This window comes from Rhodococcoides corynebacterioides NBRC 14404 (genome assembly GCF_001894765.1).
GTDB lineage: Bacteria > Actinomycetota > Actinomycetes > Mycobacteriales > Mycobacteriaceae > Rhodococcoides > Rhodococcoides corynebacterioides.
In genome coordinates this window covers 173,733-191,651 of sequence record NZ_BCWV01000004.1, presented here as the reverse complement: position 1 = coordinate 191,651, position 17,919 = coordinate 173,733, and the positions used below count along the sequence as shown (strand labels likewise).

17 protein-coding genes and 2 tRNA genes are annotated in these 17,919 nt (G+C 70.4%); 13 read left to right on the top strand and 6 right to left on the bottom strand.

The annotated features are described in order from the left end of the window. Positions 1–12: 12 nt before the first annotated feature. Positions 13–1,215 carry an MFS transporter gene (locus RC2_RS10225; protein WP_211266790.1) on the bottom strand — a complete coding sequence of 401 codons (1,203 nt, stop codon included), beginning with the start codon at positions 1,213–1,215 and terminating at the stop codon, positions 13–15. Positions 1,216–1,325: 110 nt separating this feature from the next. On the opposite strand from RC2_RS10225, the gene RC2_RS10220 reads away from it, so the two are divergent. The 5 genes from RC2_RS10220 to RC2_RS10200 all read left to right on the top strand — a co-directional run bounded on the left by RC2_RS10220 (position 1,326) and on the right by RC2_RS10200 (position 4,901). Next, positions 1,326–2,096 (top strand): fumarylacetoacetate hydrolase family protein, encoded by a 771-nt coding sequence (locus RC2_RS10220; RefSeq protein WP_068145458.1) that lies wholly within the window; start codon positions 1,326–1,328, stop codon positions 2,094–2,096. Continuing rightward, on the top strand, positions 2,093–3,553 hold the full coding sequence (gltX, locus tag RC2_RS10215; RefSeq protein WP_068145455.1) for a glutamate--tRNA ligase: 1,461 nt from the start codon (positions 2,093–2,095) through the stop codon (positions 3,551–3,553). The genes RC2_RS10220 and gltX overlap by 4 nt, the downstream gene beginning before the upstream one ends. After that, positions 3,534–4,550 carry a YihY/virulence factor BrkB family protein gene (locus RC2_RS10210; RefSeq protein ID WP_245811065.1) on the top strand — a complete coding sequence of 339 codons (1,017 nt, stop codon included), beginning with the start codon at positions 3,534–3,536 and terminating at the stop codon, positions 4,548–4,550. Before gltX ends, RC2_RS10210 begins: the two co-directional genes overlap by 20 nt. 109 nt (positions 4,551–4,659) lie before the next feature. Continuing rightward, a tRNA-Gln gene (locus tag RC2_RS10205) sits at positions 4,660–4,731 on the top strand. Between the two features lie 97 nt (positions 4,732–4,828). Then, positions 4,829–4,901 (top strand) — tRNA-Glu (locus RC2_RS10200). Between the two features lie 75 nt (positions 4,902–4,976). Here RC2_RS10200 and RC2_RS10195 read toward each other — a convergent pair. Continuing rightward, the gene (locus RC2_RS10195) at positions 4,977–5,684 is read right to left on the bottom strand and encodes an IclR family transcriptional regulator (protein ID WP_068145453.1); all 708 of its coding nucleotides are present in this window, start codon (positions 5,682–5,684) and stop codon (positions 4,977–4,979) included. A gap of 103 nt (positions 5,685–5,787) precedes the next feature. On the opposite strand from RC2_RS10195, the gene leuC reads away from it, so the two are divergent. The 3 genes from leuC (at position 5,788) to RC2_RS10180 (ending at position 8,805) form a co-directional block, all read left to right on the top strand. Then, positions 5,788–7,194: a 3-isopropylmalate dehydratase large subunit gene (gene leuC, locus RC2_RS10190; RefSeq protein WP_068145449.1), complete on the top strand. Its 1,407-nt coding sequence runs from the start codon at positions 5,788–5,790 to the stop codon at positions 7,192–7,194. A 46-nt stretch (positions 7,195–7,240) separates the two neighbouring features. Then, positions 7,241–7,843, top strand: coding sequence for a 3-isopropylmalate dehydratase small subunit (leuD, locus tag RC2_RS10185; protein ID WP_068145445.1), 603 nt, complete (start codon positions 7,241–7,243; stop codon positions 7,841–7,843). Between the two features lie 212 nt (positions 7,844–8,055). Further along, a complete protein-coding gene (locus RC2_RS10180) occupies positions 8,056–8,805 on the top strand; it encodes an HU family DNA-binding protein (RefSeq protein ID WP_068145442.1) in 750 nt (249 codons plus the stop codon). A gap of 90 nt (positions 8,806–8,895) precedes the next feature. Here RC2_RS10180 and RC2_RS10175 read toward each other — a convergent pair whose 3' ends face one another. From RC2_RS10175 to cofC, 3 genes are all read right to left on the bottom strand, one after another. Continuing rightward, on the bottom strand, positions 8,896–9,810 hold the full coding sequence (locus RC2_RS10175; protein WP_068145440.1) for an NUDIX hydrolase: 915 nt from the start codon (positions 9,808–9,810) through the stop codon (positions 8,896–8,898). A gap of 11 nt (positions 9,811–9,821) precedes the next feature. Continuing rightward, positions 9,822–11,969, bottom strand: coding sequence for an RNA degradosome polyphosphate kinase (locus RC2_RS10170; protein ID WP_068145516.1), 2,148 nt, complete (start codon positions 11,967–11,969; stop codon positions 9,822–9,824). A gap of 105 nt (positions 11,970–12,074) precedes the next feature. Next, a complete protein-coding gene (cofC, locus tag RC2_RS10165) occupies positions 12,075–12,815 on the bottom strand; it encodes a 2-phospho-L-lactate guanylyltransferase (protein WP_068145438.1) in 741 nt (246 codons plus the stop codon). A gap of 118 nt (positions 12,816–12,933) precedes the next feature. On the opposite strand from cofC, the gene RC2_RS10160 reads away from it, so the two are divergent. Beyond that, the gene (locus RC2_RS10160; protein ID WP_068145434.1) at positions 12,934–13,932 is read left to right on the top strand and encodes an NAD(P)H-dependent glycerol-3-phosphate dehydrogenase; all 999 of its coding nucleotides are present in this window, start codon (positions 12,934–12,936) and stop codon (positions 13,930–13,932) included. A 22-nt stretch (positions 13,933–13,954) separates the two neighbouring features. Next, positions 13,955–15,040, top strand: coding sequence for a D-alanine--D-alanine ligase family protein (locus tag RC2_RS10155; RefSeq protein WP_245811064.1), 1,086 nt, complete (start codon positions 13,955–13,957; stop codon positions 15,038–15,040). On the opposite strand, the gene RC2_RS10150 is transcribed toward RC2_RS10155, so the two are convergent. Further along, positions 15,037–15,591, bottom strand: a complete 555-nt coding sequence (locus tag RC2_RS10150; RefSeq protein ID WP_068145430.1) for a DUF3515 domain-containing protein — start codon at positions 15,589–15,591, stop codon at positions 15,037–15,039. The two genes, RC2_RS10155 and RC2_RS10150, sit on opposite strands and share 4 nt — an antisense overlap. A 168-nt stretch (positions 15,592–15,759) precedes the next feature. Between RC2_RS10150 and RC2_RS10145 the strand changes: the two genes are divergently transcribed. Genes RC2_RS10145 through RC2_RS10135 form a run of 3 tightly spaced genes read left to right on the top strand, consistent with a single transcriptional unit; the run spans position 15,760 to position 17,911 of the window. Continuing rightward, positions 15,760–16,755 (top strand): thiamine-phosphate kinase, encoded by a 996-nt coding sequence (locus RC2_RS10145; protein ID WP_245811063.1) that lies wholly within the window; start codon positions 15,760–15,762, stop codon positions 16,753–16,755. Next, complete coding sequence (locus RC2_RS10140) at positions 16,740–17,249, top strand: GNAT family N-acetyltransferase (protein ID WP_072681369.1); 510 nt, start codon at positions 16,740–16,742, stop codon at positions 17,247–17,249. Before RC2_RS10145 ends, RC2_RS10140 begins: the two co-directional genes overlap by 16 nt. After that, entirely contained in the window at positions 17,246–17,911 is a 666-nt protein-coding gene (locus RC2_RS10135; RefSeq protein ID WP_068153077.1) for a uracil-DNA glycosylase, read from the top strand. Before RC2_RS10140 ends, RC2_RS10135 begins: the two co-directional genes overlap by 4 nt. The last annotated feature ends 8 nt before the right edge of the window (positions 17,912–17,919 follow it).

The window sequence follows — 17,919 nt, the reverse complement described above, 5'->3', positions numbered from 1 at the left end:
CCCGCGCGCGCGTCAGCGCTCGCGGGGCACGATCGGAACCGCGAGCAGCGCGATCGCGGCCGAGGCGGCGAACGCGACGGTGTAGGACGAGTGCGTGATCAGCGCGCCGAAGATCGGCGGCACGGCCGACGCGGCGACGAACTGCGCGGTGTTCTGCGCCCCCAGCGCCCGACCGCTCCAGAAGGGGCCGGCGCGTTCCGCGACCGCGGTGAACGCCAGTCCGTTGGGGGAGACCGTCGCGACGGAGGCGATCACCAGCGCCACGACGGCGACTCCGGTGTTCAGGGCGTCGGTCGCGGCCAACGCAGCCATCGTGAGCACGACGAGCACGGCGACGACGCGCATCGGTCCGAGTCTGCTGCCCACTCGATCGGACACTGCCCCGGCGATCATGCGGCCGACCGCGCCGCAGATCTGGGCGACGGTGATGACGACGCCGGCGGCCGCGGCGGACCACTCCTGTCGGTCGATCAGCCAGACCAGGGCGAAGGTCCAGACGACGTACTGCGGGACCACCAGTGCCACCGACGCGGCGTGGATGCGCCACAGGTCCGTGCGACGGCGGTACGGATTGCGCAACAGTGCGGCGCTGGAGGCAGCGGCGCGGGACGGACGCGGCGGGTCGTACACCGCCGCGAGGCAGGCGAGAGCGGACGCGGCGGTGGCGATCGCCGGCAGCAGCATGGCCGCGGTCACGCCGTGCTCGCGGGCGAGGGCGGGAACGGTCAACGCGGACAACGCGACTCCGAGCGGAAGCGACATCTGACGGATGCCCATCGCGAGGCCGCGCCGGTGGGGTGGGAACCATCCGACCACCACCCGGCCGGTCGCGGAGTTCACGCTGGCGGCACACATGCCGCCGAGCAGGAGGAACAGGGCGAAGGGGACGACGCCGGAGGAGAGCGCCGCGGCGAACGCGGACGCGGCCGTCAGAGCGGAGCCGGCCACCAGCGCACGGCGCTCGCCGATGCGGTCGACCACCGCGCCCCAGGCGAACAGGGTGAGCACGATGCCGGTGGTGGGCATCGCGACGACGACACCGGCGGCGGCGAGGGACAGACCCCGCTGGTCCTGCAGTGCCGGGATGAGGAACGCGGCACCGTTGAGCAGGAGGGCCGTCGAGGCCGTGGCGAGCATGCCGACGACGAGCATGCACCACCGGCCCGCCGTCGACCCCGTGTACGCCCCGAGGCTCAGTGTGTGGCGTCTCAGCATCTGAGAAGTCCGTCCCGTCGGTTGGTCTGCCGGTGTCACCCTACGCCGTACCCGCGCCGAGGCCCCACGCCGTCTGCCCTCGATATCGGGCACGTCGATAGACTCCCGCCATGCGCTTAGGTCGAGTAGCGAGCCCGGACGGTGTCGCCTTCGTGTCCATCGAGGGCGACGGAGACGACAGGACGGCTCGAGAAATCGCCGAACATCCCTTCGGCACCCCCACGTTCACCGGCCGGACCTGGCCGCTCGCGGACGTCCGACTCCTCGCGCCGATCCTGGCCAGCAAGGTGATCTGCATCGGCAAGAACTACGCGGCGCACGCGGCCGAGATGGGCGGCGAGGCACCGGAGGATCCGGTGATCTTCCTCAAGCCGAACACCTCGATCGTGGGTCCCGGTGCGCCGATCGTGCGGCCGCCGTCCTCGTCCGAGGTCCACTACGAGGGTGAGCTGGCCGTCGTCATCGGCCGCCCCTGCAAGGACGTTCCGGCCGCGCGGGCCCTGGACGTGGTGCTGGGGTACACCGCCGGTAACGACGTCACCGCACGCGACCACCAGCGGCACGACGGCCAGTGGACGCGGGCGAAAGGCCACGACACGTTCTGCCCGCTCGGCCCGTGGATCGAGACCTCGATCGACCCGAGCGATCTCGCCGTCACCACCACGGTGGACGGCGAGACGAAGCAGCGCAGCCGCACCTCGCTTCTGCTGCACGACGTTCCGGCCATCATCGAGTGGGTCAGCGCGGTGATGACGCTGTTGCCGGGCGACGTGATCCTCACCGGTACGCCGGAGGGAGTCGGTCCCGTCGTCGCCGGTCAGACGGTCACAGTCGAGATCGAGGGCATCGGCGCCCTGAGCAACCCGGTGGTGGACAAGTGAGCGTGCGCGTTCGATTCTGCCCGTCGCCCACCGGCACTCCGCACGTCGGTCTGGTGCGGACGGCGCTGTTCAACTGGGCGTTCGCCCGGCACCACGGGGGCGACTTCGTCTTCCGCATCGAGGACACCGACGCCGCGCGCGATTCCGAGGAGTCGTATCACGCACTGCTGGACGCGCTCCGGTGGCTCGGACTCGACTGGGACGAGGGCCCCGAGGTCGGTGGGCCGTACGAGCCCTACCGTCAGTCGCTCCGTCGGGACCAGCACCTGGCCGTGGTGCGCACGCTCCTCGACGCAGGCGAGGCCTACGAGAGCTTCTCCACCCCGGAGGAGGTCGAGGCGCGGCATCGGGCGGCCGGCCGGGATCCGAAGCTGGGGTACGACAACGCCGACCGCGACCTCACCGACGACCAGCGGGAGGCGTTCCTCGCCGAGGGACGCAAGCCCGTCGTGCGACTGCGCATGCCCGATCACGACCTGTCCTGGACGGACCTCGTGCGCGGTGACACCACGTTCCGTGCCGGGACCGTGCCGGACTTCGCGCTCACGCGCGGCAACGGAGTTCCGCTCTACACCCTGGTCAACCCCGTCGACGACGCGCTGATGAAGATCACGCACGTGCTGCGCGGCGAGGACCTGTTGTCCTCCACCCCCCGCCAGATCGCGCTGTACGAGGCGTTGGTGCGCATCGGTGTCGCGGACCGTGTCCCCGAGTTCGGTCACCTTCCGTTCGTCATGGGCGACGGCAACAAGAAGCTCTCGAAGCGCGATCCGCAGGCGGATCTGTTCCTGCACCGCGAGCGCGGTTTCATCCCGGAGGGACTGCTCAACTACCTGGCCCTGCTCGGCTGGGGCTTCCGCGACGATCGTGACGTGTTCTCGCTCGCGGAGATGGTGGAGGCCTTCGAGATCGGGTCCGTCAACGCCAATCCCGCCCGCTTCGACCAGAAGAAGGCCGACGCGATCAACGCCGAGCACATCCGTCTGCTCGAACCCGCGGACTTCGCGACACGGCTCCGAGCCTTCCTGGAGGCGGCCGGTCATCCGATCGGCGTCGACGACGCCGTCTTCGCCGAGGCCGCCGAACTCGTGCAGACGCGCATCGTCGTCCTGTCCGACGCCTGGGGTCTGCTGAAGTTCCTGCTGGCCCCACGGGAGGAGTTCACCGTCGACCCGGCGTCCGCGGCGAAGAACCTCGGCCCCGATGCACGGCCGGTCCTCGACGCGGCGATCACCGCCGTCGACGCGGCGGAATGGACTGCTCCGGCGCTCGAGGAGGCGCTGAAGTCGGCGCTGGTGGACGGACTGGACCTCAAGCCGCGCAAGGCGTTCGGTCCGGTGCGGGTCGCCGTCACCGGGTCGCACGTCAGTCCGCCGCTCTACGAATCCCTGGTTCTGCTGGGTCGGGACGACTCGCTCCTGCGACTGCGTGCGGCCCGTGACCGACTCGACGGCTGAGGCGCGGCCGGCGTCGTTCACCGAGCGGCTGGATCGCTTCCAACGACGTCGGCCCGCCGTCGGCTACCCGCTCGCCGTCGTCTACAAGTTCGTCGACGATCAGGGCGGGTACCTCGCGGCTCTGATCGCGTACTACGCGTTCGTCTCGCTGTTTCCGTTGCTGCTCCTCTTCTCGACCACGCTCGGCATCGCGCTGGCGGGCAATCCCGATCTGCAACAACGCATCCTGGACTCCGCGATGAGTCAGATCCCGCTGATCGGGGACCAGCTCGGCCAACCCGATCGGCTCAGCGGGGGAGTGGGCGCCATCGTGATCGGTGTCGTCGGGTCGTTGTACGGCGGACTCGGTGTCGCGGTGGCGGCGCAGAATGCGATGAACGTGGCCTGGGCCGTGCCGAAGAACGAACGGCCGGACCCGATCACCGCGCGACTCCGCGGCTTCGGTCTGCTCGTCACCGTCGGGACCGCCGTCGTCGGTGTGACCGTCCTGAACGGGTTCAACGCGGCGGGCTTCTTCGGTTCCGTCGCACAGGTTTTCGTGGTGATCGCCGCGGTCGTGCTCAACACGGCGACCTTCGTGGTGGCCTTCCGGCTCGGCACCACCCGGCCGGTGACCGTGCGCGACGTCCTGCCGGGTGCCGCGCTGGCGGGTGTGCTCTGGCAGGTGTTGCAATCCTTCGGGGGGTACTACGTCCAGACGGTCGTCGGGGGCGCGGACACCACGAACGGGGTGTTCGCGATCGTGCTCGGCCTCCTCGCCTTCCTCTACATCGCGTCGTTGGTCGTGGTGCTCTGCATCGAGGTCAACGTGGTCCGGGTGGACACTCTGCACCCCCGGGCCCTGCTCACCCCGTTCACCGACAACGTCGAGCTGACCGACGGTGACCGTGACGCCTACACCGCCCAGGCCGAGGCGCAGCGAAGCAAGGGTTTCGAGGAGATCGACGTCAGTTTCCACGAGCCCGACTCGCCCCCGAAGCCCGATGCTGCGCCCTGACCTGGCGATTTGGTGAATCACGGACACTGTTTGGTAGTGTTCTGCACGGCTCGAAGCGCTCCGGAGCACCTGGTCGGAGCGGGTCGCGCCTGCGGTTCGTCCGTGGTAGTGGGGTATGGTGTAATTGGCAACACAGCGGTTTCTGGTACCGCCATTCTAGGTTCGAGTCCTGGTACCCCAGCAGAGAATGTCCGATTTCCTCGGACGGTCTCCACCGGTTATGCTCGTCCGGTTGCTTCACCAGCGTCACCGAAGCGTCTGCTTCACAGGAAGATCCTGGCCCCGTCGTCTAGCGGCCTAGGACGCCGCCCTCTCAAGGCGGTAGCGCGGGTTCGAATCCCGTCGGGGCTACGTCGTACACGAGGACCACTGCATCGCGCAGTGGTCCTCGTGTCGTTTCGGTGTCGTTTCGGGCGGTCCGGCCCGTCAGGACCCCAACCGCGTCTCCACGCTCTCCGCCGCGGCCAGCAGATCGGCCGCCCAACGCGCCCCGGGCCGTCGTCCCATGCGGTCGACCGGTCCCGAGACCGAGATCGCGGCCACGACGCGCCCGTCGCGTCCCCGGATCGGCGCCGCGACGCTCGCGACCCCGGGCTCACGCTCCGCCACGCTCTGCGCCCAGCCCCGCCGTCGTACCTCCGCCAGGGTGCGCTCGCCGAACGCGGCCTCGGCGAGGACGGCCCGCTGCAGCGCAGGATCCGCCCACGCCACCAGAACCTTCGCGCCCGACCCGGCGGTGAGCGGCAGTCGCGATCCGACGAGCACGGTGTCCCGCAGCCCGGTGGGCGGTTCGACGGCGGCGACGCACACCCGGCGAGTCCCCTCGACGCGGTAGACCTGCACGCTCTCCCCGGTGGCCTCGCGCAGTCGGGGGAGCACCGGTGCGGACGCCTCGACGACGGGATCGGCCGCGGTGCGGGCGAGCTCGCCCAGGGCGGGTCCGGGCCGCCACATGCCGTCCGCGTCCCGAGCCAGCATGCGATGGACCTCGAGGCCGACGGCGAGACGGTGCGCGGTGGCGCGGGGGAGGTCGGCGGCGGTGCAGAGATCGGCCAGCGAACAGGGTCCCTGCGCCGCGGCGTGCAGAACACGCATCGCTTTGTCGAGAACGCCGATGCCGCTACTATGTCCCATGAAGCGATATTAGCGTCCCGCATGGTGAGAATGCAGGACGACGGTCGCACAATGCGGTACCCGGTGGGACACGGGGCCGTGGCGGAGGCGAAGGAGGAACGGCATGGCACCCAGGACCCTGGCGGAGAAGGTGTGGGACGAGCACGTGGTCGTCCGGGGCGAGGGTGATCAGCCCGACCTCATCTACATCGACCTCCACCTCGTGCACGAGGTCACCAGTCCGCAGGCGTTCGACGGCCTGCGATTGGCCGGCCGTCCCGTCCGTCGGCCGGATCTGACGATCGCCACGGAGGACCACAACGTGCCGACCGTCGACATCGATCAGCCGATCGCGGACCTCGTCTCCCGGACCCAGGTGGACACCCTCCGTCGCAACTGCGAGGAGTTCGGCATCCGCCTGCACTCGATGGGTGATCTCGAGCAGGGCATCGTGCACATCATCGGTCCGCAGTTGGGGCTGACGCAGCCCGGGACGACCGTCGTGTGCGGCGACAGCCACACCTCGACGCACGGGGCGTTCGGCGCGCTCGCCATGGGTATCGGTACCAGCGAGGTCGAACACGTGCTGGCGACGCAGACGTTGTCGTTGCGTCCGTTCGAGACCATGGCGGTCACCGTCGACGGCGAACTCGGGGACGACGTCTCCGCCAAGGATCTGATCCTCGCGGTCATCGCGCAGATCGGCACCGGGGGCGGGCAGGGTCACGTCATCGAGTACCGCGGATCCGCGATCGAGAAGCTGTCGATGGAAGCGCGAATGACCATCTGCAACATGTCGATCGAGGCCGGGGCGCGTGCGGGCATGATCGCGCCGGATCGCACCACGTTCGACTACCTGCAGGGCCGGCCGCATGCACCCGCGGGGGAGGACTGGGACCGCGCCGTCGAGGCCTGGTCGCAGTTGCACACCGACGAGGGCGCGACGTTCGACAAGGAGGTGCGTATCGACGCCTCCGCGCTGACCCCGTTCGTCACGTGGGGCACCAACCCGGGGCAGGGTGCTCCGCTCGGTGCCTCCGTGCCGGATCCGGAGCGCATCGCCGACGACGGCGAGAGTCAGGCCGCGCGCAAGGCTCTGGACTACATGGGCCTCGAGGCGGGAACGCCGTTGCGCGACATCGCCGTCGACACGGTCTTCCTGGGATCGTGCACCAACGGCCGCATCGAGGATCTGCGGGTGGCGGCGTCGGTCCTCGACGGTCGCCGCGTCGCGGACGGAGTGCGCATGCTGGTGGTGCCCGGCTCGATGCGGGTGCGCGCCCAGGCCGAAGAGGAGGGCCTCGGTGCCATCTTCACCGCGGCCGGCGCCGAGTGGCGGCAGGCCGGATGCTCGATGTGCCTCGGCATGAACCCCGACCAGTTGACACCGGGCGAGCGCTCGGCGTCGACGTCCAACCGCAACTTCGAAGGGCGACAGGGCAAGGGCGGCCGGACCCATCTGGTATCGCCGGCCGTCGCCGCCGCCACCGCGGTCCGCGGTCGGTTGTCCGCGCCGGCCGACCTCGACTGACGGCCCCCGCCCGCTCGCATCACCGAATCGCACGAGGAGTCACACCGTGGAACCGTTCGTCACGCACACCGGCATCGGTGTTCCGCTGCGTCGCAGCAACGTCGACACCGACCAGATCATCCCGGCCGTCTACCTGAAGAGGGTCACCCGCACCGGCTTCGAGGACGGGCTCTTCGCGGGCTGGCGATCGGACCCCGGATTCATCCTCAACACCGAGCCCTACGACCGCGGCTCGGTTCTCGTGGCGGGGCCGGATTTCGGCACCGGTTCCTCGCGCGAGCACGCCGTGTGGGCACTGTCGGACTTCGGTTTCCGCGTCGTCGTCTCCTCGCGATTCGCCGACATCTTCCGGGGCAATGCCGGAAAGGCCGGTCTGCTGGCCGCGATCGTCGAACAGTCCGACATCGAAATTCTGTGGAAACTGCTCGACGAACAGCCGGGGCTCGAGCTCACCGTCGATCTGGAGAACAAGACGATCACCGCGGGAACCACCGTGGTGCGCTTCGAGATTGACGACTACACCCGCTGGCGTCTGATGGAGGGTCTGGACGACATCGGCCTGACGTTACGCCAGGTAGACGCCATTTCCGCCTTCGAAACGACACGGCCGTCCCACAAGCCGATCACCCTCCCCGAGCCGGCTCGCTGACCTCTGCGCAGGCCCCGGTGCCGCGGCCCGCGGCACCGAGAGCACGCCGAACGGCACTCCGATTCGGCGCGGTCGACGCGACACGCTTTGGTACGACACGGTTTACGGACCCACGCCGATTCGGCGCGGGTCGTGGACTCGTGCGCTGTCGCGGTTTACCGTGGTACACAGTCGGTCCGACGAGGGGCCATCAGTGTGCGGAGGAATGACCGATGAACAAGGCAGAACTGATCGATGCCCTGACCGAGAAGACCGGCGCGGACCGCCGCAGCGCCACCGATGCCGTCGAGAACATCGTCGACATCATCGTGCGCGCCGTGCACCGCGGTGACTCGGTGACCATCACCGGGTTCGGCGTCTTCGAGCAGCGTCGTCGCGCCGCTCGCGTCGCGCGCAACCCGCGCACCGGTGAGACGGTCAAGGTCAAGCCGACGTCGGTTCCCGCCTTCCGTCCGGGCGCTCAGTTCAAGGCCGTCATCGCGGGAGGACAGAAGCTCGCCGCCACCGGTCCCGCCGTCAAGCGCGGCGCCGCCGCGGCCGCGAAGAAGACCACGGCCGCGAAGAAGACTGCTGCGGCGAAGAAGACGACGGCGGCGAAGGCCACCGCCACCAAGGCGCCGGCCAAGACCGCGGCCAAGAAGACCACCGCCACCAAGGCGCCCGCCAAGACCGCAGCCAAGAAGACCACCGCCACCAAGGCGCCCGCCAAGACCGCAGCCAAGAAGACCACCGCCACAAAGGCGCCCGCCAAGACCGCAGCCAAGAAGACCACCGCCACCAAAGCACCCGCCAAGACCGCAGCCAAGAAGACCACGGCAACGAAGTCGACGGCGAGCAAGTCCACGGCGGCCAAGAAGACCACCACCGCCGCGAAGAAGACCACGGCCGCGGCCAAGAAGTCGGCACCGGCCAAGAAGGCACCCGCCAAGAAGGCTCCGGCCAAGCGCACCGCCCGCAAGTAGCCACCCGCACCACGCACGCGAGCCCCGGACCCTCACGGGATCCGGGGCTCGCGTCGTGTCGGTGTGCAGGTCCGGACGTGCGCGCGGGGGTCAGTCGTCTCGAACCGATGCGGGCAGCGGTGACTCGAGATGGTCGGCCGTCACCAGCACGCCGCCGACGAATCCGAGAAGCCAGACGCTGGCCTTACGGGACCTGCTCCGCGTGAGAGTCAGTCCGTCCTGCTCGGCCCACCACTCCATCAGCGGCGGAATGACCTTGCCCTGACTGCACATCACGGGGACGCCGGGAGTGGTGGCGACGATGTCCCGCACCCGGCGGCGGACCACGTCCGGGTCGCGAGCGTAGGTCTCCTCCGTGAGAGCGCGCTCGGGGACCACCTGCAGACCGACCGAGCGGGCCCACGGTGCCACCGTCTGGACGCAGCGCGTGCGCTCGGCGCTGAAGACCGCGGTGCCGCCGAACGCCGACAGAACCGGCACCAGCGCCTCGGCCTGCTGGACCCCGACGCTGTCGAGCGGTCGTTCGGCATCGTCGCCGCGGTACCGCGCCTTCGATCCGGCGCGTGCGTGCCGGACCAGCACCGCGTGACTCGTCGGGTGCGGGCCGTGGACGAACCGCGCGAGGATCTCGCGATCCGCGTCGTAGGAGACGGTGTCGCGGGCCTGCGCCGGGCTCACCCAGACCATGCGATCGACCTCGTCGTTGGCGACGAACTCGCCGCCCGTGACGCGCGCGGACCAGTAGTCGACGTGTTTGGTGCGGCCACGCGGCAGCGGATAGGTGGTCGATCCGAGGGAGCGGCCGAGGACGCAGTCGTACCCGGTCTCCTCGGCCACCTCGCGCACGGCGGTCACCGGGGGGATCTCCCCGGGGTCCACCTTGCCCTTCGGCAGCGACCAGTCGTCGTACCGCGGACGATGGACGACGGCCACCCGGGGTTCGTCGTCGGGCGTCTCGCGTTGCCACAGAACGGCGCCCGCGGCGCGCACGGTCGTGTCGGTCATCGACCCGCGGCTCACGATCCGGTGTAGCGGCGCTGGCGCATGAGCGAGACCTGGTGATCGCGCACCGTCTCGCCGCTCGCCGGGGACGCCGACCAGGACCCGTCGGACTGGAGCACCCAGCACCGCGTGGTCGTGTCCATCGCGGAGTCGAGCATGGCCCCGAGTTGCTCCGTCAGGCGGCCGTCGCGCACCTGCGCCATGACCTCGACCCGGCGATCGAGGTTGCGGTGCATCATGTCCGCGCTGCCGATCCAGTACTCGTCGATCGCTCGGAAGTGCAGCACGCGCGAATGTTCGAGGAAACGGCCGAGGATGGACCGCACCTCGATGTTCTCGCTCAGACCCGGCACCCCCGGCTTGAGCGCGCAGATGCCGCGGACGACGACCTCGACGCGCACGCCCTCCGACGACGCCCAGTACAGCGCGTCGATCACCTGCTCGTCGACGAGCGCATTGGCCTTGAGCCGGATGCGGGACTCGCGGCCCTCGCGGTGCGCCCGGACCTCCGCCTCGATGCGCTCGACGATGCCGGCGCGCACCCCGAACGGGGCGACCAGGAGGTTGCGGTAGTTCTCCTTGCGGGAGTACCCGGTGAGGGAGTTGAACAGGTCCGTGAGGTCGGCGCCGATCTCCTCGTCCGCCGTGATGAGGCCGACGTCCTCGTACAGCCGCGCCGTCTTCGGGTTGTAGTTGCCGGTGCCGATGTGGCAGTAGCGCCGGATGGTCGAGCCTTCCCGACGCACCACCAGGCAGGTCTTGCAGTGCGTCTTCAGGCCGACGAGGCCGTAGACGACGTGTACTCCCGCCTGTTCGAGCTTGCGGGCCCAGGCGATGTTGGCCTGCTCGTCGAAGCGGGCCTTGATCTCGACGAGGGTCACCACCTGCTTGCCCGCCTCGGCCGCCGCGATGAGGGCGTTGACGATCGGCGAGTCACCGGAGGTGCGGTAGAGCGTCTGCTTGATCGCCAGGACGTGCGGATCGGCGGCGGCCTGCTCGATGAAGCGCTGCACGCTGGTGGAGAACGAGTCGTACGGGTGATGGAGGAGCACGTCGCCGTCGCGCAGGGTGGAGAAGATGCTCTTGGGTGTCTCCCGCTCGCCGAAGGCCGGATGCGTCGCGGGCACGAAGGGCGCGTCCTTGAGCATCGGCCGATCGACGCCGTAGACCTGCCACAGGCACGAGAGGTCGAGCAGACCGGGCACCTGGATCACGTCGCCGGGGTCGACGTCCAACTCGCGCAACAACAATCCGAGCATGTGGTCGGTCATGTCGTCGGCCACCTCGAGTCGCACGGGGGACCCGAAGCGTCGTCGTGCCAACTCCCGCTCGAGGGCCTGCAACAGGTCCTCGTCGCGGTCCTCCTCGACCTCGAAGTCGGCGTTGCGGGTGATGCGGAAGGCGTGGTGCTCGACGATCTGCAGGCCGGGGAAGAGGACGTCGAGATGGGCCGCGATGAGTTCCTCCATCGGGAGGAAGGCGGGAATCGACCCCGGCTCGCCGCGTCGCAACTGCACGAAGCGGTCCACGTTGTCCGGCACCTTGACGCGGGCGAAGTGCTCGCCGCCCGTCGTCGAATCCTTGACCGTCACAGCGAGATTGAGCGACAGGCCGCTGATGTAGGGGAACGGGTGCGCCGGGTCCACGGCCAGCGGCGTGAGTACCGGGAACACCTGACTGTTGAAGTACTCGGTGAGGCGGACGCGCTCGTCCTCGGTCACCGCGGACCACCGCACGATGTCGATTCCCTCGGCCGCGAGCTCCGGCACGATCCGGTCGAGGAAGGTGCGGGCGTGGCGCTCGGCGATCTCCTGGGTTCTCTTGGCGATCAGGGACAGCTGTTCGCGCGGCGACAGTCCGTCCGCCGACCGCACCGACAACCCGGTCTCGTCGCGTCGTTTCAGGCCCGCGACCCGGACCATGTAGAACTCGTCGAGGTTGCTGGCGAAGATCGCCAGGAACTTCGCCCGCTCGAGCAGCGGCAGGGAGGCGTCCTCCGCCAGCGCGAGGACGCGAGAGTTGAAGTCGAGCCAACTGAGTTCGCGATTGAGGTAGCGGTCCTCGGGGAGGGCGTCGCCCGGCACGGCCGTGTCCGACGTCGCCGCGGGCGGCGCGCCGGGTGCGGGGCGTCCCTCGCCGGCAGCGGATCGGCCCGTGGCCAACGGGGCGCTCCAGGTGCTGTCGTCGGTGGGGTCGTCGCGGGTCTCGCTCACCTTGTCGCTCACCCTCACGATCATTCCTCACCGACCGCGTCGATGGGCACCCGGTCACTGCAGCGGACGGTGTTCACTCACCGGCCACCCGGCGTTCGTCAGCACCGCACGGGTGCGGTCGCCCACGCCCAGCGCCACGGCGCGACGGACGTCGTCCTCGGTGTCGACGTCGAGCCGCAGACCCGGCCACGGTCCCGTCAGGGCGACGGCCCCGGAGGACACGTGGCGTGCGGCCGAGTCCGGCCCGAAGAGGGGGTGCAGATCGACCCCCGTGCCGCGGACGACGAGGGCGGACGTGCCCGATCCGGTGTGGTCGACCACGACCGAGCGACCCGACGGTGTCGACGCCCGGTACGCCGCGTCGAATTCCGCCGTCGTGAGCGCGGGGAGGTCCGCCGCCAACGCGACGACGTCGACCCCGCTGCCCCGCACGGCGTCGTGTGCCGCGCTCAGCGCCCGGTTGAGCCCGTCGATTCCGCCCCCGCCCGGAGACGCCGGCTCCGACACCGTGGAGGCCGGCTCCGACACCGTGGTCGCCCCCGCGCGCGCCGCGGCGTCGGCGACGCGCGGATCGGGGGTCACCACCGACCAGCCGACGACGAACGAGGACGACGCGGCGGCCGTCGCGGTGTCGAGCAACATGGCCACCACCAGGTCCGCTCGGCGCGACCCCGGGAGTGCGGAGGCCAGTCGACTCTTGGCGCCCGCGAGGTTCTTCACGGCCAGCACGACGTGCACACCGGGACCCGGGTCGCCGGGCGCGGCCGGGTGACGGCGGTGCGGCGACGTGCTCATGATCGTCGATCCTGCCAGTGCTGCCCGGAATCGCTCGGAACGCGGTCCCGGATGGCTACTGTGTGCACCACGATCGGCGGAGCACCGCGGTCGGGGGACGACGCTCGGAGGCTCGGCGATGGTGAAGGCAGCGGTGCTCGGGTCCGGTTCCTGGGGTACGGCATTCGCGAAGGTGTTGGCCGACGCCGGCACCGAGGTCACCATGTGGGCCCGGCGGGAGGAGCTCGCGCGGTCCATCGCGGAGGAGCACGAGAACCCGGACTATCTGCCCGGTGTTCCGTTGCCGCACGGGATCCGGGCCACGCACGACGCGTCGGTCGCCCTGGACGGGGCGTGCACGGTGGTCCTCGCGGTGCCGTCCCAGTCGTTGCGGGACAACCTCGTCGAGTGGGCCCCGCTCATCGGGGACGACGTGACGTTGCTCTCACTGGCCAAGGGCATCGAGACCGGGACGCTCATGCGCATGACGCAGGTGGTGTGTCAGGTCACCGGTGCCGATCCGTCGCGGGTCGGCACCCTCTCCGGGCCGAACCTGGCCAAGGAGATCGCCGCGGAACAGCCGACGGCGACGGTCATCGCCTGCCCGGACTCGAATCGCGCCATCGCGCTGCAGGCAGCGTGCGCCACCAAGTACTTCCGCCCGTACACCAACTCCGACGTGATCGGCTGCGAGATCGGCGGTGCGTGCAAGAACGTCATCGCCCTCGCGTGCGGCATGGCCGCCGGAGTGGGGTTCGGGACCAACTCCGTCGCCAGCATCATCACGCGCGGACTCGCCGAGGTCACCCGGCTCGGCGTCGCGCTGGGCGCCAATCCGTCGACCCTCGCCGGTCTCGCCGGCGTCGGCGATCTGGTCGCCACCTGCTCGTCTCCGTTGTCGCGCAACCGCACCTTCGGCGAGAATCTCGGGGCGGGCGGCACCCTCGAGAGCGCGCAGGAAGCGGCCCACGGGCAGGTCGCCGAAGGGGTCAAATCGTGCACGTCGATTCGCGCTCTCGCGGACGCGTACGACGTCGAGATGCCGCTCACCGACGCCGTCCACCGGGTCTGCCACGAAGGTCTGTCGGTGCACGGTGCGGTGCACGGATTGTTGGGACGGCGTCACAAGCCGGAGTGACCCGGACGGGTACGGTGCTCACGTGAGTGAGCGCATCAAGGTGGCCGTCGTCTACGGCGGCCGCAGCAACGAGCACGCGGTGTCGTGCGTGTCCGCAGGCAGCATCATGCGCCATCTCGATCCCGAGCGTTTCGACGTGGTGCCCGTCGGTATCACCCGATCGGGCACCTGGGTCCGGGGAACGGCCGATCCGGAGCGGCTTCGTATCGCGGGTCGCGTCATGCCGTCGGTGGACGACGCCGAACCCCTCGCGCTGACCGTCGACGCCGCCGATCCCGGTCACCTGGCCTCGGCGGATGCCGCGAACATCGAGACCGTCGACGTCGTCTTCCCCGTGCTGCACGGCGCGTACGGCGAGGACGGCACGGTGCAGGGCCTGTTCGAGGTCGCCGGAGTGCCCTACGTGGGCCCGGGTGTGCTCGCGAGTGCCGCCGCGATGGACAAGGAATTCACCAAGAAGCTGTTGGCCGCCGAGGGTCTGCCCATCGGCCGGCAGGTGGTGCTGCGCCGCGATCGCGCCACGCTCGATGCCGGGGAGCGCGAGAACCTCGGGCTGCCGGTCTTCGTCAAACCCGCCCGCGGTGGATCGTCCATCGGCATCAGCCGCGTCACCGACTGGGCCGACCTCGACGCGGCGGTGCGCGAGGCCCGCGAGCACGATCCCAAGGTGGTCGTCGAGGCCGCCATCGTCGGCCGCGAGGTCGAGTGCGGCGTGCTCGAGATGCCCGACGGGTCGGTTCGCGCGAGTGTGGTCGCGGAGATCCGTATGCCGGACTCGGATCGTGACGACGCCTTCTACGACTTCGACTCGAAGTACCTCGACGACGTGTGCGAGTTCGACATCCCGGCCCGGCTGGACGGCGCGACGTCCGACCGCATCCGGGAGATCGCCGTCGAGGCGTTCCGGGCGCTCGACTGCCAGGGGCTCGCACGGGTCGACTTCTTCGTCACCGACGACGGCCCCGTGATCAACGAGATCAACACCATGCCCGGCTTCACGTCGATCTCGATGTACCCGCGCATGTGGGAGGCCGCGGGCGTCGAGTACACGCACCTCGTGGGCACTCTCGTCGAGACGGCGCTGGCCCGCGGTACCGGCCTGCGCTAGTTGATCGGATTCGGATCGAGGGGACCGGCGGCCAGGGTCTGCGAGACGACGGCCGTGATCGCTTGCAGCGGAGTGGGTCCCGTGCCCGTGGGTACGGTCAGGGCGACGTAGACGGGGCGGTCCACCGCGTACCAGGTGGTGGCATCGATACCCTGAGCGTCGCCCGACACCGGGAACCACTGCACGTCGTCGATCACGTCCAGACGCGACGCCTGGTCGAACTCGGCGGGGCGCTCCAGTCCGCACCGCAGCACCACCGGCTCGGCGACGTCGGGGGAGTTCCAGGCGGCCGCGCCGGGCGGGGCCGGATCGACCAGGGCCGCGCGGGTGAACGAGTCGAACGCGTCGGGCAGCGCACCGAGCAACGACGTGCAGTCCGCCGACTCGGCGTCGGGGGCGGGGACGGTGCCGAGGGCCACGGGGCCTTGCTCCGGTGCGCGGGTCGCCAGCACCGCCGCGACGATCACTCCGGCCACCAGGGCGACGGGGAGTGCGATGGCCGTGGCCACCAGAGCCGGGTGCCGTCGTTCGTCGGTCTCGTCGCTGCTCACCGTGCCACCACCCGTCGTCGATCGTCCTGTCGTCGTCGTCCGACGCTACGCGACCGCCGACCGTCACCCCCGCACCCGGCGACGCGCCCCGGTGCGCGACGATGGACCACGGCGCAGCGCGCGCCGCTGCCGGTCCGCCGAGACCTCCGCGAAGGGACACCTGCCGTCGTGAGCCGCGACACCTCCTTGACCCCCGACGATGCCGGGTCGTCCTCGACCGTCGGCAGCGTCGGCGAGTTCGGTCTGATCGCGCGGGTCACCGCCGGCCGGACCTACCCCGACACGGTGTTGCTCGGGCCGGGCGACGACGCAGCCGTCGTCGCCGCGGCCGACGGACGCGTCGTGGTCACCACCGACATGCTGGTCGAGGGTCGGCATTTCCGCCGGGACTGGTCCTCGCCGCGGGACATCGGCCGAAAGGCCATCGCGCAGAACGGCGCCGACATCGCGGCCATGGGGGCCCGGTGCACCGCGTTCGTGGTGGCGCTGTCCTGCCCGGCGGATCTGACGGTCGCGGACGCGGAGGATCTGAACGCCGGACTGTGGGACGAGGCGAGTCGCGCCGGAGCTGCCGTCGTCGGGGGCGACGTGACGGCCGGAGACCACCTGGTCGTGTCGGTCACCGCGCTGGGCGACCTCGCGGGCGCGTCACCGATTCGCCGCGACGGAGCCCGGCCCGGCGACGTCCTGGCCGTCTCCGGACCCACCGGAGCGTCCGCAGCCGGGTACGCCCTGCTCGCAGCGAGTGTCCAAGGACACCCGGATCTGCTTGCTGCGCATCGCGTTCCCCGTCCGGACTACGACGCGGGCCCGGCGGCCGCGGCGGCGGGCGCGACCGCGATGTGCGATGTCTCGGACGGACTGCTCGCCGACGCCGCGCATCTCGCCGCCGCATCGGGTGTCCTGCTCGCCGTGGAGTCCGCTCGACTGCCGATCCCGTCCCTGCTGCGGCAGGCGGCCACCGAACTCGGTGTCGACGTCCTCGACTGGGCGCTCGCCGGCGGTGAGGATCACGCCCTGCTCGCCACGTTCCCGGACGACGACGCCCTGCCGCCGGGATGGACCGCCGTCGGGAGGGTCGGCGAGGTCGGCGACGTCGGCGCGGGCACCGTGACCGTCGACGGGACCGAGTGGACGGGGGGGCGCGGATGGACGAGTTTCTGACGCCGCGGACCGCGCGGCTGGACGATCCGGACGTGGTCGAGATGATCGACGAGGTCCAGCAGGAGTACGTCCGTCGCTACGGCGGGCCGGACTCCACACCGCTCCGCGTCGAGGAGTTCCTGCCACCCGTCGGGCTTCTGGTCGTCGCCCGCGACGCCGAGGGGGCGGTCGGCATGGGCGGCTGGCGGGCACACGACGGGGGTCCGGAAAGCGACGGGCTGCTCCCGGGCGATGCGGAGATCAAGCGCATGTACGTGCGCCCACGGGCCCGTGGGCGGGGAGTGGCACGTGCGCTGCTCCGCGCGATCGAGGACTCGGCCGCCGCGGCCGGGCGGGGCCGGCTCGTCCTGGAGACGGGTCTGCGGCAGCCCGAGGCGATCGGGCTCTACACCTCGAGCGGATACCGGTCACTGGTACCGAAGTTCGGGTTGTACCGACACGAGGAGCAGTCGGTGTGCATGGTGAAGGAACTCGGAAGGACGGGCACCGCATGACTTTCGGGCCGATCGACCCCGGCTGGGCGCGAGCACTGGAGCCTGTCGGGGACCGACTGGCGGCGATGGCGGATTTCGTCGACGCCGAGATCGCCGACGGCCGCGAGGTGCTGCCGGCCCGGGAGAACGTGCTGCGTGCGTTCGAGCGCCCGTTCGACGACGTCCGAGTCCTGCTCGTCGGTCAGGACCCGTATCCGACACCCGGACATGCGGTGGGACTGAGCTTCTCGGTCGCGCCCGACGTCGCCCCCGTGCCGCGGAGCCTGCACAACATCTTCACCGAGTACGTCGCGGACCTCGATCTGCCCCGGCCGACCACCGGCGATCTCACGCCGTGGGCGGATCGCGGTGTGCTGCTGCTCAATCGGGTGCTCACGGTCCGACCCGGTGCCGCGGCCTCGCACCGCCGTGCCGGGTGGGAAGCGATCACCGCGCGCGCGATCACCGCACTCGCCGAGCGGGGTCGACCGCTGGTCGCGGTGCTCTGGGGCCGCGACGCCGCCACGGCCGTACCGCTTCTGGGTGAGACGCCCGTCGTCTCGTCGGTGCATCCGTCACCGCTGTCGGCGTCGCGCGGGTTCTTCGGCTCACGCCCGTTCAGCAGCGTGAACGACCACCTCGTCGCGATGGGGGAGCAGCCCGTCGACTGGCGCCTGCCCTAGGACGCGGT

Coding starts and splice junctions, on each gene's coding strand:
- RC2_RS10180 (WP_068145442.1), top strand. CDS start 8,056: ATGAACAAGGCAGAACTGATCGATGCCCTGACCGAGAAGACCGGCGCG.
- leuC (WP_068145449.1), top strand. CDS start 5,788: ATGGCACCCAGGACCCTGGCGGAGAAGGTGTGGGACGAGCACGTGGTC.
- RC2_RS10160 (WP_068145434.1), top strand. CDS start 12,934: ATGGTGAAGGCAGCGGTGCTCGGGTCCGGTTCCTGGGGTACGGCATTC.
- cofC (WP_068145438.1), bottom strand. CDS start 12,815: ATGAGCACGTCGCCGCACCGCCGTCACCCGGCCGCGCCCGGCGACCCG.
- RC2_RS10195 (WP_068145453.1), bottom strand. CDS start 5,684: ATGGGACATAGTAGCGGCATCGGCGTTCTCGACAAAGCGATGCGTGTT.
- RC2_RS10220 (WP_068145458.1), top strand. CDS start 1,326: ATGCGCTTAGGTCGAGTAGCGAGCCCGGACGGTGTCGCCTTCGTGTCC.
- RC2_RS10225 (WP_211266790.1), bottom strand. CDS start 1,215: ATGCTGAGACGCCACACACTGAGCCTCGGGGCGTACACGGGGTCGACG.
- RC2_RS10135 (WP_068153077.1), top strand. CDS start 17,246: ATGACTTTCGGGCCGATCGACCCCGGCTGGGCGCGAGCACTGGAGCCT.
- RC2_RS10140 (WP_072681369.1), top strand. CDS start 16,740: ATGGACGAGTTTCTGACGCCGCGGACCGCGCGGCTGGACGATCCGGAC.
- RC2_RS10175 (WP_068145440.1), bottom strand. CDS start 9,810: ATGACCGACACGACCGTGCGCGCCGCGGGCGCCGTTCTGTGGCAACGC.